Here is a 14,899-nt window from a genome sequence, read left to right as displayed (position 1 = left end):
AATACCACGGAGGGATCACTGGAATCCATCCGTGGTAAAAGAAATTATCTGATCTGTTTATTCGTTTGTTATTTCAAGATCCTCTTTGGCTACCGTTTTCATCGGCTTTCGGTTCATGATATCATACAGCGCCGGCACTACAAACAGCGTCAGGATCGTAGCATAAACGAGACCGCCGATACACACCATAGCCAGCGGGCGCATCATCTCGGCTCCGCTGCTGGTCTGTCCAATGCCTAAAACCATGACGGACAAGCCTAAAATCGTCGTGAGCGAGGTCATCAGAATCGGCCGCATACGCGTGGCCCCTGCCTCCAAAATGGCTTCTTTTTTCTCTTTTCCTTCCAGCCGCAGCTGATTGATATAATCGACTAGGACAATGCCGTTGTTGACAATGATTCCGCTGAGCATCACAAAGCCAAGCATGGCAATAATACTGATCTCCATACCTGTAAACAGCAGGGCAAGCAATCCGCCGGTAAAGGCAAGCGGAATGGTGAACATAATAATAAACGGAGATTTCAAGGACTGGAACTGCGCTACCATGATCATATACACCAGTACAATGCCTAGCAGCAGCATCTGCATGAGCTGCGTCATGGATTCCATGATCGTTTCATTTTCTCCGGAAAACTCGATGGTAATGCCCGTTTTCTCAAAATCCTTTAATGCTTCCTTTGCGGCATCGGTAACCAGCGTTATATTATAGCCTTCCTTAAGCTCTGCTGTCACTGTTAAATACCGCATCTGATTTTTACGCTGAATCGAAGCCAGTGTTTCCTGATCTTCGATCTGCGCCACATCGCCGATTGCAAGCTGCTTTTCATTGCCCTGCCTATCAGTTACCGTGATCATAAGCTCTTTGATCTCTGAAGGCGTCAGGGTTTGTGCTCCGTCTGCATATATAGTAATCTCATATTCCCGGCCATCGAAGGTTACGGAGGAGGCACTCTTTTCTTTAGTCATTGCCTTATTGATCTCACTATAGATCTGTGCCACGGTAAGCCCATTTTTCATGGCTTCCTCTTTATTAACGATGAAATGAATCTCCGGCTCGGTCTCATCGATACCATCCGAGACCTCCGCCACCCCTTCTAGCGTCTGCAGCTCAGCTGCAATCTCTTGAGCAGCCTGCTGCAAATCCTGCAGATTATCGCCGTACACCTCAATGGATATGCCGGAGCCTCCCAGCATGCTGGAAGCTGCAGACATCCCTGAGCTGTCGATCACAAGCTCACAGTCCAGATCGGCGCATAGTGACAGGATTTCCGCTTCGATTTCCTGATTGGAGCGTTCAGCCTTTTCATCCAAAATGGCATACATCGTCACCGCAGAGCTGCCTGAACCGCCCAGCATGCCCATCGCACCAGAGCCGCCGATCATAGCGCCCACGTCCTGCACCTCCGGAACTGACTGCACTCTTTCCATCACAGCATCTGTCATCTCTGCCTTTTCTTCTAAATCAGCCTCTTCCGGCATTTCAATGCTCAGGCTAAGCTGCGGCATGTTAGTTTCCGGCATAAAGGAAAATCCTCTTTGTACCGTCGCTACCACGCTCACTATCAGTAACACCAATGCTAAGCCCAGCACCACTACTTTTCGCCGCAGTGCTGCACCAAGCAGTTTCTGGTAACCCGCCAAAAAACGGTCAAACCATTTATGCGGCTTCTGCTTTACATTTTGCAGCATACCGCGGGCCATTGCCGGCACCAAGGTCAGCGCGATGATTAGGCTGGCCAGCAGGCTATAGCCCAGCGTCAGCGCCAGATCCACGAAAAGCTGTTTGGTGATGCCCTCTACGAATACAATCGGCAGAAATACACACACGGTTGTCAGCGTAGAGGCCGTAATAGCGCCTGCCACCTGTGTTGCTCCCGAAACAGCCGCCTTCGTCGTGGAAAAGCCCTTATTTTTCAAACGATAAATATTTTCAATGACAACGACCGCGTTGTCGACTAACATACCCACTGAGATCGCTAATCCCGACATGGAAATCACATTCAGCGTGATCCCTGAAAAATACATGAGTACAATAGCAAAAATAACGCTGATCGGAATGCTGCAAAGCGTGATAAAAGTAGGACGCAAATCCTTCAAGAATAGGAACAGAATCAGCACCGCAAATACAGCGCCCAGCACCAGATTCTGCAAAATAGACTCAATGATCATATAAATGTAGTCGCCCTGGTCCATCAGCGTAACAAATCGAAGCCCCTCGTATTTTTGCTCCAGCTCCTCAAATTTTGCTGCAATCTGATCGGACACCTTGGCCGTCGCATAATTTGACTGCTTAGAGAATGACAAGAGTACGCCGTCTTTACCGTTAATTTTTGCATAGCTCTCTCCGGCATTATCGGAGATAAATACGTCGGCGACATCTTCCAAATACACAGGCTCTGCGCCCTCTATGCCCAGATCCATCAAAAACATGCCCTGAAGCTCTTCCAAAGAAACGATCTCATCTCCCACACTCACCAGATAGGATACGCCTTCCTGCTCTACATACCCGGCTGGCATAGCGAAATTCTGCGCTGTTAAAATGCCGGAAATCATATCCATCGTAATCAGACCGCTGATATCAGCAGCTGCATAAGCTTCTGCCTTGGCCTGCTCCATCTGCGCCTGCGCCTGCTGCTGCATCTGCTGCAGGGCTTGCGGAGGAAGGCTTTGCATGCCGTCCATTTGCGCGCTCTGCGCGTCCTGCATCTGCTGCTCGATCTGACGGTCGATGGCATCGCGGATACGCTGGTTGACGGCATCGATTTTATCCTGGCGAATGACCACATTCATCTGCTCCTCTAGGATACCCGTGGTGCTGATGCTGGCGACGCCGCCCGTCCCTTCAAGCTGGTTCATCAGCGTATCGCTGACAAAGTCTGATAGCTCGGTTTGATCCATCCCCTCCATACTGACGGCGGCCACGGCTACCGGCAGCATTGATGGATTCATTTTTAAAATGACGGGGGTGCCTACGGTATCATCCCAATAGCCCTGGATGAGATTGATTTTCTGGAGAATATCGACGCTGACCGTATCCATATTGACGTCCTCATTAAACTCTAATATGAGCGTAGAGGCACTGGCACTGGAAACGGACTGAATATTTTCAATGTTTTCCAGCGTGGCCATCGACTGCTCCATGGGTTTGCTGATGACGGTCTCTACCTTTTCCGGCGTTGCCCCTGGATATGTAGTCATAATCACCACATAGGGCATATCGATATTGGGCAGCAAATCCGGCGTCATACGGGTGTAAGCAACGACGCCCAAGATGATGACAATAATGGCTGCCATGAATACGGTAAGCGGTTTCCGAACACTAAATTTTGGCATTACATGAACTCCTTTCTTTTCATCACCCCTTGTTGGATGAGCCTCAGCCGCCATGAAAACTTGCGCAGGGCTTCCTCCTCTCGGGCAATGTCCATGAAAATTTCAGCACAGGCGCTGCGGATCAATGCGCCTAAAAATTCTGCTAGTTCCATAAATTGATCAAGGCTGCTGATCCTCCAGTCCTCTTTATGAATGAGCGGATACATTTCTTTAACAAAGGCTTCATCCAATCTGCAGACGACTTCAAAGGACTGCACCTTGCCAAGCTTTAAATCTGAAAAAATATTTTTCAGAAGCTGATGATGCTCCTTTTCTTCTCCAAATGCAATGATTTTCTTTACTACTTCAAGGCAAATATCAAAGATATCGCCTTCTTGATTTTCTATGCTGCTTCTTACCTCTTTCATACAGCTTTCCTGAAAATCCTTCATCATATAGGCAAGCAGATCATCCTTATCCTGAAAGTATTGATAAAAGCTTCCTCTGGAAATATCAGCCCTGCGAATAATTTGATTGATGGAAAGCTGATCATAACTGACCCGAAGCAGCTCCTCATATGCCGCCTGGCAGATGCGCCTTCGCTTTTCATCAGGCAGGTTTAAAAACCGTTCTTTTGGCATGCTATCCCTCGCATTCTCAAACGATTATATATAGTGGCATCCAAGAGCAGAATCGATCCCTAAAATGACACCCTGTCACCTATTATATGTAACATTGCGCCCCCTGTCAAGTTTATAAAAATCGATCTTCAGCTCTTGCAAGTAGACTCTTTGCATGGTAACATAAGGGTTATATCACTTATATATAATCTGGAGGAATTCCTATGAATGATTTTAATACCATTTATCCGCAGATCCCTGCTCAAAATCCGAATGTGCAGGCTGTGAAACGGTCTGCCGGCTCTGTTTTATTTTTACTGGCGACCGTTACATATACCGCAAATTTAATTCTTTCTCTTGTCAATTTACTGACCCAGTTTGTACCGGGCTCCGTTTTTTACAGCGCCATGCGTAATGCCGCCATGCTGGAGCCTGATATTGCTCCTATGATTCCGGCGATTCAAAGCATGGTCATGATTTTTGCGATTGCCTTTTTGGTACCCACGCTTTTAGCCAGCATAGGCTTTTGGAGCTTCTATGCTTCTGCTAAAAACCGCATGCGCCCTGTGGTTTCGACCGGCGGTCTGTCCTTAGTGCAGGCTGTTATCATCATCCGTCTGGTGGGCGTCAGCCTTTTGGTGCTCCTGCTTGGCGTCCTGCTGCTGCCCCTGAGCTTTGCAATCAGTGAATACAGCTCCGAATTTTACTACAGCTCTTCTTATTACACGCCCTATGACATGTCAGCCGCCATTATCATCGGTGTGCTGGTTCTCCTGCTTGTTTTCCTTATTTTCTATATTATTTATTACGCAAAGGCGCTGGGCACGATCGCAAGCGTAAAGGCAGCTTCTAATGGAAGCTATCCAGCAAAGCCGGTTTCTATGTTTGTCATTGTGATGAACTTCATCATCGCCGGCTTCAGTATGATAAGCCTTATTTCCAGTCTGTTTACGGATTTTAGCCTTATGAGCCTTGCTTCTTCTCTGTTTAATATTGCGTTTTTAGTTCTCCTTTCTCTCGCGCTGCTGCAATTCAGAAGAGAAATGCAAAATCAGGCATATTCCATGCCAATGCCGCCTATCACACCCGGCCCGCAGGTTCCTCCCTATTCGCAGCAGACTCCGTTTCCCTCCTATCAGCCTGAGCAGCCCTCCTACCAACCGGTTTCGGCTCCTCAGCCGGAGCAACCTTTCTATCAGCCGGTTTCAGCTCCCCAACCAGAGCAGACTCCGCCTGTCAATCAGGAGGAGGATTCTCAAAACCTGCCTCAATAAATCTCTTTCCTATAAATCCCCAAGCGTGTACTGCCGATGCGGTGCACGCTTTTAGTTTTGCTTGCATCGTTTTACAAATTCCGCTATAATAAAATAATACTGCATGCCGCACTCTCTGCGCGGCTCTTGCCTTGAATTGATTATATTTCCAATGGAGGTCTCATGAACCTATTATCTGCCGGTGAGCTGGCTATATTAGATTTCATTCAGCACTATCTTCGCTGTGATTTTTTAGATTGGCTGCTGCCTAAAATTACTGTGCTGGGCAACTCCGGCATTTTCTGGATTTTAATGAGCATCATCTTTTTATGGATCCGCCGTTATCGCACAATGGGGGCCGAAATGGCATCCGCGCTTCTTGTCTGTTTTCTCCTTGGCAATCTTTTGCTCAAGCCATGGGTGGCCCGCATCCGTCCCTATGATCTAAATCCATCCATGATCCTGCTGCTCAAAAATCCCCCCATTGACTTTTCTTTTCCCTCGGGCCATACCTACGCCTCCTTTGCTGCTGCCCTCATTTTATACTTTCATAAAAAAAGCTGGGGCGTCGCCGCCTTTTTGCTGGCAGCGCTCATCGCCTTTTCCCGTCTTTATCTCTATGTTCACTATCCCACCGATGTGCTGGCCGGCATAGCGCTTGGCCTTCTGATCGGCTGGCTATCTCATAAGGTCATTCAAACCATCCTGCGCCGCCGCTCGGCGTCATCTTAACCCTTTCAGGAGCATTCAACTATGGACATCCAAACTCTACTTGAAAATGTAAAAAACGGCACGCTCTCCCTTGAGGCCGCCGAAAATGAACTCAAAAAGCTGCCCTATGAGGATCTGGGTTTTGCCAAGCTCGACCATCACAGAAAGCTGCGGCAGGGCTTCGGCGAGGTCATCTTCTGCAGCGGAAAAACCGATGCACACCTTGTCAGCATCTATCAGACGCTCTGCAGCCGCGGCGTCAATGTGCTGGGCACACGTGCCAGCCGCCATCAGTATGAGCTGGTGCGCCAAGCTGTACCGGGCGTTCAGTATGATCCCGTATCCCGGCTGCTCAAATACGAGCTGCATCCCGAGCCCCAGACCGGCTGCATCGCCGTATGCACCGCCGGCACAGCCGACATCCCCGTGGCTGAAGAGGCCGCGCAGACCGCCGAATTCTTCGGCTCCCATGTCGAGCGTTACTACGATGTAGGCGTTGCCGGCATTCACCGCCTGCTCTCCAAAATCGACGCCATCAATCAGGCCAGCTGCATCATCGCCATCGCCGGCATGGAAGGCGCGCTCGCCAGTGTGATCGCCGGACTCGCCGACAAGCCCGTGATCGCCGTGCCCACCTCCGTCGGCTACGGCGCCAACCTCGGCGGCATCTCCGCCCTGCTGACCATGATCAACTCCTGCGCCAACGGCATCTGCGTCGTCAACATCGACAACGGCTACGGCGCCGCCTATACAGCCACGCAGATCAATCGCTTAGTCAATCAGCCTTCGCCAAGCGCTGTGTCTGCCCCGGCCCCGGCACCGGCAGAGCCGGCAAAAGCTCCCGTATCCGCTCTGGTCGAGACACCAGTGGGCTCCTCTGTTACCTCTTCGTCAGACTCGCAGCTGTGGATGCTGGAAACGAATATCGATGACTGCTCGGGCGAGGCCATGGGCTATGTGATGGAGAAATTATTCGCAGCCGGCGCGCGCGATGTGTTCTATTCTCCTATTTTCATGAAAAAGAACCGGCCCGCCTATCTGCTGCGCGTGATGTGTATGGAGAATCAAATCGCTGAAATGGAGGCTCTGATCTTTACCCACACGACCACCATCGGCGTGCGGCGCTTTCCCGCTGAGCGTACGGCTCTGCCGCGCCGCATTGAAGAGATTGAAACACCTTACGGCCCGGCACAGGTCAAAATCTGCCTGCACGGCGAAACCGAATACGCCTATCCCGAATACGAAAGCGTACGCCGCATTTGCGAGGCTACCGACCTTTCTTATCAAACGATTTATCAGGAGGTTGCGCAGGCATGGAAGCAAAATTAAAAGCGCTGACCGCACGGTTAGATGAGTACACACAGGCTGACTGCGCTCTTGCCTTTTCCGGCGGTATCGACAGCAGCCTGCTGCTTAAGCTTTTGTGCCAGAGCGCACAAAAAAACGGCACTACCGTCTATGCCGTTACTTTTTTGGGAAGCCTGCATCCAAAGGCCGATCTAGCAATTGCCAAGCAGGTCGCAGAAGAATGCGGTGCGCCTTTAGTGCAGCTTACCATGGATGAGCTCTCCAATCCGCTGCTGCAAAATAACCCCACGGACCGCTGCTACATCTGCAAACGCTATCTGTTTCAGACTTTAAAGGACTGGGCGCAGGCGCGCGGTATTCGGGCCGTGATCGAGGGCACGAATGAGGACGACCTTCACGTATACCGCCCCGGCATCCGCGCTGTGCGCGAGCTGGGGATTCTGAGCCCCCTTGCCGAGCTTGGCATCACCAAGGCCGAGATCCGCGCCATGGCGCGTGAGCTGGGAATCTCTGTTGCCGAGCGCCCCTCCTCCCCCTGCATGGCGACGCGGCTTCCTTATGGAACACAGCTTAGGCCGGAGGTACTGCAAAGGATTGAGGCCGGAGAGTCCTATCTGCACCGTCAGGGTTTTGCCGCTATGCGGCTGCGCCTGCACGGGGATGTGGTGCGCCTGGAGCTGCCACTTGCTGACTTTCCCCGCTTTTTAGAGCAGCGCGAGCAGATCGTACAGCAGTTGCATGATCTTGGATTTGTGTATCTGACGCTGGACTTGGAGGGGCTGCGCTCCGGCAGCATGGATGTGTATTTGTCATGAATACTCTTTGCGCAGCAGAAAATCGGATAAATGCATGATTTTCACGCCGTCGATGTTGCCTGCAGCAAGCTCGTCAAGCGTTACGACATATTTGGGGTAATGGTCTTTGATGGCAAGCAGATTGGCAATTTCGCGGTCAGATTCTTCCGGAAGGCTCCGGCATACCTGCACATAAATACGCTCGTCCCGCCGCATCGCTACAAAGTCGATTTCTTTCGTTTCATTCTTGCCGATATAGACCTCATAGCCTTTTCTGCGAAGCTCAAAGTATACGATATTTTCGAGCATGGCAGCAATCGATTTTGGATTAAAGCCCATTATACAGTATTTGAGAGAAGTATCTGCAAGATAGAATTTCTCCTGCGTTTTCAGCACTGCTTTTCCCTGCAGATCATACCTTTGACAGCGATAGATGACAAAGGCTTTTTCCAGCCACAGCAGATAATTATAGACGGATTCAATAGAAAGAGACCGTCCCTCGCTTTTTAAAAACTTTACGATGGCATTGGCAGAAAAGGTCTTGCCCACATTTTCAATCACATATTTTACTATGCGTCCAAATAAATCAAAATTCGTGATATTATGCCGTTTCGTGATATCGCTTGTGACCACAGAATGATAGATGCCTTCGACGATCTGATAGGCTGCGCCTTCCTCAAAATTGCCCAGCGCAACAATCGGAAAGCCGCCCATACGGATATATTCGGCAAGCAGCTCCTTGGCTGTGGCTGTACGGCCGCTTGATTTTTTAAAGTCCATATATTCAGAAAAAGAGAGCGTAAACACAGGAATGGAAATATATCGCCCGGTTAAATAGGTGGATATTTCACTTGACATCAGCTTGGAATTGGAACCCGTTATATAAATATCGGTATTGGCATTTTCTAAAAGACTGTTGACCGCTTTTTCCCAGCCATTCACTTCCTGTACCTCGTCAAGCAAAAGATAATACCGCTGACTGTCGATTATTTGCTCCTTAATGCTGCTATACATATCCTTATCGGTCATACCGGCATCAAAATCTTCCGAGGTATAACGCATGCTGATAATGTGATCCGCAGAAACGCCGTTTTTTATCAGATCATCCTGCAGCATTTCTAAAATCGTGGACTTTCCGCAGCGGCGAATTCCTGCAAGGATCTTCACCAGCGGAACATCACGGTACGTTTTTAATAACTCCAAATAATAAGGTCTAACAATCATACTGGATCCTCCTTCCCCGATACATAAACCTGTTTTTTATTATTATGCCTAAAAACTTCTCAATAATCAATAGTTTTTACCGAAATTCCGAAAAAACTATTTTTAATGAAAAAAAGTACCAATAAGGAACCATACCACCGTAAACTATTTTGATAACAGAAAGAGAGGACAAGGAACATACCACCGTAGTTCCTTGTCCTCTCTTTCTGTTATCAAATCCCAAAGGGATATTCAATCTGCTGACGTATCTCCTCGGCCTTCTCTGCGCCTTCCAGCCTGCTCACCAGATGCAACGCAAAAGGGATGGCCGCGCCAAGGCCGCGTCCCGTGATGATATTGCCGTCCTCGGTGACTGCCTCGCCTGTAGCCTCGGCTCCCAGAAGCTTTGCCTCAAAGCCGGGGTAGCAGGTCGCCCTGCGTCCCTTTAACAGACCTAGCTCTCCCAGCACGCTCGGCGCCGCGCAGATGGCCGCTGCCTGCTTGTCGGGCCGCTGCACAAATTCCCGAACCACCTGCGCTACCAGCGGGCTGGCCGCCAGATTCTGCGTGCCTCCCAGGCCGCCCGGCAGGATCACCATATCAAAGCCTTCATAGCTCAGCTCTTTCGCCAGCGCATCCGCTTCAAACCGAATTTTGTGCGAGGACTCGATCATACGCTCATCATGGATCGAAGCCGTCGTAACCTCGATGCCCGCTCTGCGCAGAATATCAATCGTAATCAGACCTTCGCACTCCTCAAGGCCATTTGCCAAAAATACACAAACCTTTTTCACGCGTATCCTCCCTGTCAGATCATATTCTCCAATCCGGAACCGGCAGTTCCATGATATAATCATCCATCACAAAACCCTGCCCAATGTCCGCGCATTGCTCGCGCACCGTCTGAAAGCCCCAGTGACGATACACCTCAATCGTGTGCGCATTAAAGCGGTTTACCGTCAGCCAGATCTTGCGGCAGCCGCGGTTTTGCGCGGTCGAAATCAAAAGCTCCAGTGCCCGGCTGGATATGCCCCGCCCGCGGTAGGCCTGCAGCAAATAAAGCTTGCTCAAAAACAGCGCGTCATCCTGCACCCGAAAGCCCATATAGCCATGATGCCCCTCGTATACGCCGTCATCCTCCTCGCGGAAAAGATAATATTCATATCCCTCTTCCTCGATCTGATGCTTCATGGCCGGATAGGACTGAAACTTCTCCACCATATAGTCAATCTGCTCCGGCGCCAAAATCGATGCAAAATGCTGATGCCACACCTCGTTTGCCATCTGGCTCAGCAGCGTTAGCTGCGCGTCCGAGCTCACCTTCACAAACTGCGGCTGCGTCCGCACCGCCACGCCGTGCGCTGCCAGCTCCTGCCGCAGCTGATTCACATCGCCGATATAGACGATGCCGTCCATTTTGGCGGCCTTGCCGCCCTCTATATTGGCAGGCACATCATCAATAAAAAGGCATTCCTCCGGCTGCAGGCCGAAATGACTTAAGAACTTCTCATAGATGACGGGCCCCGGCTTGATGCATTTGAAATCCGCGGAGACAAATCGTCCGTCCAGCAGGTGAAAGGCCGGAACGTCGTTTTCATATACATGGAAACGCTTTGCTGCATTGGAAAGCAGATACAGATGGTAGCCGGCGGCTTTTAATTCCTTGGCCAGCTGGTAAGGGCCGTCCAGCGGCTTCATCTGCTCATGCCAGTGCGCCATCACATGCTGTGCATCGGCAATGGCGTCCTCAGGCAGGCGCGCGCAGATAATCTGCATAAACTCCTGCTCGCTTATTGTGCCTTCGTCGAGCCGCAGCCATTCGGGCGCGCCGAAAAGCTGATCTCTAAGCAATCGCCGGTGCTCCTCCTGCACAGGGAGAGCCGCCAGCATCCGCTCCGGACTCCAGTTCATGAGCACATTGCCCATATCAAAAACAATATTTTTTATCATAGCTTTATCGTCCGCTGCCAAAGAACAGCAGGCCCAGTGCGCCGGGGCCGGAATGCACGCCAATACTGGGATTTACATCTCCGATCATGATGTTTTGAATGCCGAAGCGCTGCTTAACCTGCTCGGCGACAAACTGCGCGTCAGCCATGCAGTCTCCGTGCACAATGGCTACCATGTCGTTAAGCGCTTCATAGCCGGGCATTTTCTCTGCCATATAATCCACCAATGCCAGCATGGATTTTTTGCGGCCGCGCACAGTGCCGGCAGCCTCCAGCTTGCCCTCCGGCGTCAGCTGCAGCAGCGGCTTCAGATTTAATACGCTGCCTACGACTGCTGTTGTTTTGGATACACGGCCGCCGCGCTGCAGATGGAACAAATCATCCACTGTGAATTTTACGCACAGGTGCTGCTTGTTCTCCTCGAGCCATCCCTGCACTTCCTCCATCGTCTTGCCCTCGGCCTGCATCTGGAGCGCCTTGTTGACTAAAAGACCTTCTCCCAGCGACACGCACAGAGAATCCACCACCTCAATCCGGGCATCCGGATATTCTTCCTCGATCAGCTGTTTGGCTACCATACGCACAATATCACAGCTGCCGCTCAGATTGGAGGAAAAGCTGATATACAAAACATCCTTTCCAGCATCCAATACGCTGCGCAGCTTTTCCTCTGCCACAGCCGGATTCACGGCCTGGCTCTGCGGCATGGTGCCCTCGCGCATCATCTTGTAAAATTCAGAAGGTTCAATCCCACCGGCTCCTTCATAAATGGTTGTACCAATGGAATAGTACTGCGAAATGCGCAGCAGCTGATGCTCCTCTACATAGCTCTGCGGCAAATCGGAATTGGTATCCGTTACAATTTGGTAATCTCTCATGGGATCATCCTCCATTCATTGATTTATGATAATAAAATACGATCGTTATCTAAAATCTGGCCCTTGACCTCCCGGTATTTCTGCAGCAGGCTTTCTACCGTCATTTGGCTCCGCTGCTCACCTTCTATATCCAGCACGACTGCGCCGTCGTCCATCATGATCGTACGGTTGCCGAGCTCTAAGGATGAAGCAATATTATGCGTGATCATCAGCGTGGTAATTTTCTTTTCCGCTACTACCTCCTGCGTGATCTGCAGCACCTTTTCCGCTGTGAGCGGATCGAGGGCCGCTGTATGCTCATCCAGCAGCAGAATCTTTGGCGTTACGATCACGGCCATGAGCAGTGTCACGGCCTGCCGCTGTCCGCCGGAAAGAAGCCCCATTTTGGTCTTCATTCTGTCCTCCAGACCCATATCCAGCCGTGATAAAACCTCGCGAAAAACCTCGCGGTCCTTCCGGCTGATTGCTGGTCTGAGTCCTTTTTTAACAGACGCATAGGCAATGGCCAGATTCTGCTCAATCGTCAGATTGGCCGCGGTTCCCTTCATCGGATCCTGAAAAATGCGGCCGATCACCTTGGCGCGATACGGCTCCGGACGGAAGGTCATATCCTCGCCGTCGATTAAAATCCTTCCTTCATCCGATAAAAAAACACCGGCGATGGCATTAAACAGGGTTGATTTTCCTGCACCGTTGGACCCGATAATGCTGGCAAAATCTCCTGCCTTTAAATGCAGCGAGAGCCCCTTTAATACCTTTTTTTCATTCACGGTGCCGGGTTCGAAGGTTTTATAAAGATTATGAATTTGCAGCATTTTCTTTTCTCCTTCTCTTCCGGTTGCGGTACTCCGCAATGGCCGTCTTCACCGGCTTAACGGAAAGTGCAACAGCAATAATCAGCACCGAAACAAATTTTAAGAAATATGTGGGGAATAGATTGGTTTTGATGGCAATGGCAATCACAATCCGATAGGCCACGCTACCGACGATAGCGGAAATAAAACCAACCTTCAGGCTCTTTTTGATGCACAGGGTCTCGCCAATAATCACGGAAGCAAAGCCAACAACGATCGTTCCGCTGCCAGCCGTTACATCGGCATAGCCCATGTACTGTGTATATATTGCGCCCGATAAGGCCACGCATGCATTGGCCATAGCCAGGGCGATCCATTTCATCTTAACAGGGGAAATTGAACTAGCGCGCACCATATCCTCATTGTCGCCAGTGGCGCAAATACAGAGACCTGTATGCGTTGTAAAGAAAAATTCAACCAGCAGCACAATCACCGTACAAATGATCAGTCCAACTAAAATCATAGCTGTATGCTTAGATAACCCGGTCAAATCTCTGAATAAAGAGAAAACTGTATCAGAACCTAAAATAGAAATATTAGGTGTTCCATTATTCATAATCAGCAAATTAATAGAATATAACCCTGACATGGTTAATATGCCGGCCAAAATGGCTGGAATTTTGACTTTTGTCTGAAAAAAAGCAGTGATGCATCCTGCTAGTGCTCCTGCAATCAGCGCAATGACAAGCGCCATATAAGGATGCCCTGCATTGGTTAGCATTGCGCTGACTGCCATTCCGAGCGTAATGCTTCCGTCTACTGTCAGATCCGGAATTTTTAAAATTCGAAATGTGATATATACGCCCAGCACCATCAGGCCATATACCAGTCCCAGTTCGACTGCGCCTAAAATCTGATTGATCATTGGCTAGTCACCTCCAAAATGAATAAAACAGCGAGGAGCGAGGCTCCCCGCTGTTACGCGTGTGTTATTTCTTTGTCGTTACATAAGTAGCTTTGGAAGCATATTCCTCCGGCAGCTCAATCTTCAGCTGCTCCTGCACATCGCTGTTGATGACCAGCGTAAATTCGCTGTACTGCTGGCAGGGCATCTCTTCCAGAGGCTTACCGTTATACCAGTCAATAACCATATCAGCCGTCATCTTGCCGACTGTCGCATAATCCACTCCATAAGAGCAGAACGCACCGCCGCCGGTCATAGAATCCGCTGCGCCATAAGCCGGAATTCCTTTCTCAGCCAGTGCCTGACCCAGCTGATTGAAATTAGCCGCAATCACAGAATCCAGCGCCACATACACATAGCCATACTCTGCTTCACTGAGTGCCTGTGCCTGTGTAACCGCTTCTGTTACATCTGCATATCCAACTACTTCGTAGGGGTATTTCTTCTCTTCACAATATGCCTTAGCTGCATTCATCGTGCATTCTGCATTGTTCTGAGAAGTATTGTACATAATGCAGATCTTCTTTCCGTCTTCTAAAGGAGTGATTCCATTTGCCGTTTCGATAATAAGATCTGCCGGGATCGTATTGGATGTACCAGTTGCCAGATTTTTAGGATCGATCGTATTCAGATCCGGCATAATCTTGGAATATACGGGATCTACCACGGACATGAAGATAATCGGGATCTCGCCGCCGCAGATTCCTACTGCTGCCTGTACAGGCGGGGTAAGCATCGGTACGATCAGATCGTAATCCTGATCGACAAATCCCTGAATGATCGTTGACATCGTGCCGGCATCGCCTGATGCACTCTTGAAATCGATCACAATCTTGTCTTCAAGGCCTGCGTCCTTAATGGTTTTGATGAAGCTGTCATGCATTTCCTGTGCGTCAGCCATATCCACCAGCTGTACAAATCCTACATTAATAACATCCTTTGTGTTTACGGTTCCTTCCTTTTCGGCACTGCTCGTATCGGAGCTCTGCTCGTTAGACCCGGAAGTGTTCCCTGCTTCTGAGTTGTCTGCCTCATTACCGCAGCCAACCATACAGAAGACCATCATTGCAGCCAAAACAGCCGCAAGCAGTTTTTTCATGTTCTTTCCTCCAT

12 protein-coding genes and 1 pseudogene are annotated in these 14,899 nt (G+C 49.9%); 4 read left to right on the top strand and 9 right to left on the bottom strand.

The window, feature by feature from the left end:
* Positions 1-57 precede the first annotated feature (57 nt).
* Positions 58-3,387 (bottom strand): efflux RND transporter permease subunit, encoded by a 3,330-nt coding sequence (locus tag HFE64_05415; GenBank protein ID MCI8632904.1) that lies wholly within the window; start codon positions 3,385-3,387, stop codon positions 58-60.
* Complete coding sequence (locus HFE64_05410) at positions 3,333-3,953, bottom strand: TetR/AcrR family transcriptional regulator (protein ID MCI8632903.1); 621 nt, start codon at positions 3,951-3,953, stop codon at positions 3,333-3,335. Before HFE64_05410 ends, HFE64_05415 begins: the two co-directional genes overlap by 55 nt.
* A gap of 203 nt (positions 3,954-4,156) precedes the next feature.
* On the opposite strand from HFE64_05410, the gene HFE64_05405 reads away from it, so the two are divergent.
* From HFE64_05405 to larE, 4 genes and pseudogenes are all read left to right on the top strand, one after another.
* Positions 4,157-5,206, top strand: a complete 1,050-nt coding sequence (locus HFE64_05405) for a hypothetical protein (protein ID MCI8632902.1) — start codon at positions 4,157-4,159, stop codon at positions 5,204-5,206.
* A 162-nt stretch (positions 5,207-5,368) separates the two neighbouring features.
* Positions 5,369-5,917, top strand: coding sequence for a phosphatase PAP2 family protein (locus HFE64_05400; protein ID MCI8632901.1), 549 nt, complete (start codon positions 5,369-5,371; stop codon positions 5,915-5,917).
* Between the two features lie 21 nt (positions 5,918-5,938).
* A pseudogene (larB, locus tag HFE64_05395) lies at positions 5,939-6,679 on the top strand (nickel pincer cofactor biosynthesis protein LarB).
* Positions 6,680-7,209: 530 nt separating this feature from the next.
* Positions 7,210-8,019: an ATP-dependent sacrificial sulfur transferase LarE gene (gene larE, locus HFE64_05390; GenBank protein MCI8632900.1), complete on the top strand. Its 810-nt coding sequence runs from the start codon at positions 7,210-7,212 to the stop codon at positions 8,017-8,019.
* Here larE and HFE64_05385 read toward each other — a convergent pair.
* The 7 genes from HFE64_05385 to HFE64_05355 all read right to left on the bottom strand — a co-directional run bounded on the left by HFE64_05385 (position 8,014) and on the right by HFE64_05355 (position 14,885).
* Entirely contained in the window at positions 8,014-9,222 is a 1,209-nt protein-coding gene (locus HFE64_05385) for an ATP-binding protein (GenBank protein MCI8632899.1), read from the bottom strand. The genes larE and HFE64_05385 overlap by 6 nt on opposite strands.
* 212 nt (positions 9,223-9,434) lie before the next feature.
* A complete protein-coding gene (locus tag HFE64_05380) occupies positions 9,435-9,995 on the bottom strand; it encodes a DJ-1/PfpI family protein (protein MCI8632898.1) in 561 nt (186 codons plus the stop codon).
* Between the two features lie 19 nt (positions 9,996-10,014).
* Positions 10,015-11,151, bottom strand: coding sequence for an HAD-IA family hydrolase (locus HFE64_05375; protein ID MCI8632897.1), 1,137 nt, complete (start codon positions 11,149-11,151; stop codon positions 10,015-10,017).
* A 4-nt stretch (positions 11,152-11,155) separates the two neighbouring features.
* A complete protein-coding gene (locus tag HFE64_05370; protein ID MCI8632896.1) occupies positions 11,156-12,028 on the bottom strand; it encodes a DegV family protein in 873 nt (290 codons plus the stop codon).
* A gap of 23 nt (positions 12,029-12,051) precedes the next feature.
* The gene (locus HFE64_05365; GenBank protein MCI8632895.1) at positions 12,052-12,843 is read right to left on the bottom strand and encodes an ATP-binding cassette domain-containing protein; all 792 of its coding nucleotides are present in this window, start codon (positions 12,841-12,843) and stop codon (positions 12,052-12,054) included.
* The gene (locus HFE64_05360; GenBank protein ID MCI8632894.1) at positions 12,827-13,744 is read right to left on the bottom strand and encodes an ABC transporter permease; all 918 of its coding nucleotides are present in this window, start codon (positions 13,742-13,744) and stop codon (positions 12,827-12,829) included. The genes HFE64_05365 and HFE64_05360 overlap by 17 nt, the downstream gene beginning before the upstream one ends.
* A 67-nt stretch (positions 13,745-13,811) precedes the next feature.
* Entirely contained in the window at positions 13,812-14,885 is a 1,074-nt protein-coding gene (locus tag HFE64_05355; protein ID MCI8632893.1) for a hypothetical protein, read from the bottom strand.
* Positions 14,886-14,899 lie beyond the last annotated feature (14 nt).

The sequence above is a fragment of the Lachnospiraceae bacterium genome (genome assembly GCA_022794035.1).
Taxonomy (GTDB): domain Bacteria; phylum Bacillota; class Clostridia; order Lachnospirales; family Bianqueaceae; genus CALWPV01.
The sequence above is the reverse complement of the archived record's forward strand: the minus strand, read 5'-3'. Positions and strand labels throughout refer to the sequence as shown.

Bases quoted from the DNA above. Each gene is read 5' to 3' on its own strand.
- HFE64_05415 (MCI8632904.1), bottom strand. From the start codon at position 3,387: ATGGCGGCTGAGGCTCATCCAACAAGGGGTGATGAAAAGAAAGGAGTT.
- HFE64_05410 (MCI8632903.1), bottom strand. From the start codon at position 3,953: ATGCCAAAAGAACGGTTTTTAAACCTGCCTGATGAAAAGCGAAGGCGC.
- HFE64_05405 (MCI8632902.1), top strand. From the start codon at position 4,157: ATGAATGATTTTAATACCATTTATCCGCAGATCCCTGCTCAAAATCCG.
- HFE64_05400 (MCI8632901.1), top strand. From the start codon at position 5,369: ATGAACCTATTATCTGCCGGTGAGCTGGCTATATTAGATTTCATTCAG.
- larE (MCI8632900.1), top strand. From the start codon at position 7,210: ATGGAAGCAAAATTAAAAGCGCTGACCGCACGGTTAGATGAGTACACA.
- HFE64_05385 (MCI8632899.1), bottom strand. From the start codon at position 9,222: ATGATTGTTAGACCTTATTATTTGGAGTTATTAAAAACGTACCGTGAT.
- HFE64_05375 (MCI8632897.1), bottom strand. From the start codon at position 11,151: ATGATAAAAAATATTGTTTTTGATATGGGCAATGTGCTCATGAACTGG.
- HFE64_05370 (MCI8632896.1), bottom strand. From the start codon at position 12,028: ATGAGAGATTACCAAATTGTAACGGATACCAATTCCGATTTGCCGCAG.
- HFE64_05365 (MCI8632895.1), bottom strand. From the start codon at position 12,843: ATGCTGCAAATTCATAATCTTTATAAAACCTTCGAACCCGGCACCGTG.
- HFE64_05355 (MCI8632893.1), bottom strand. From the start codon at position 14,885: ATGAAAAAACTGCTTGCGGCTGTTTTGGCTGCAATGATGGTCTTCTGT.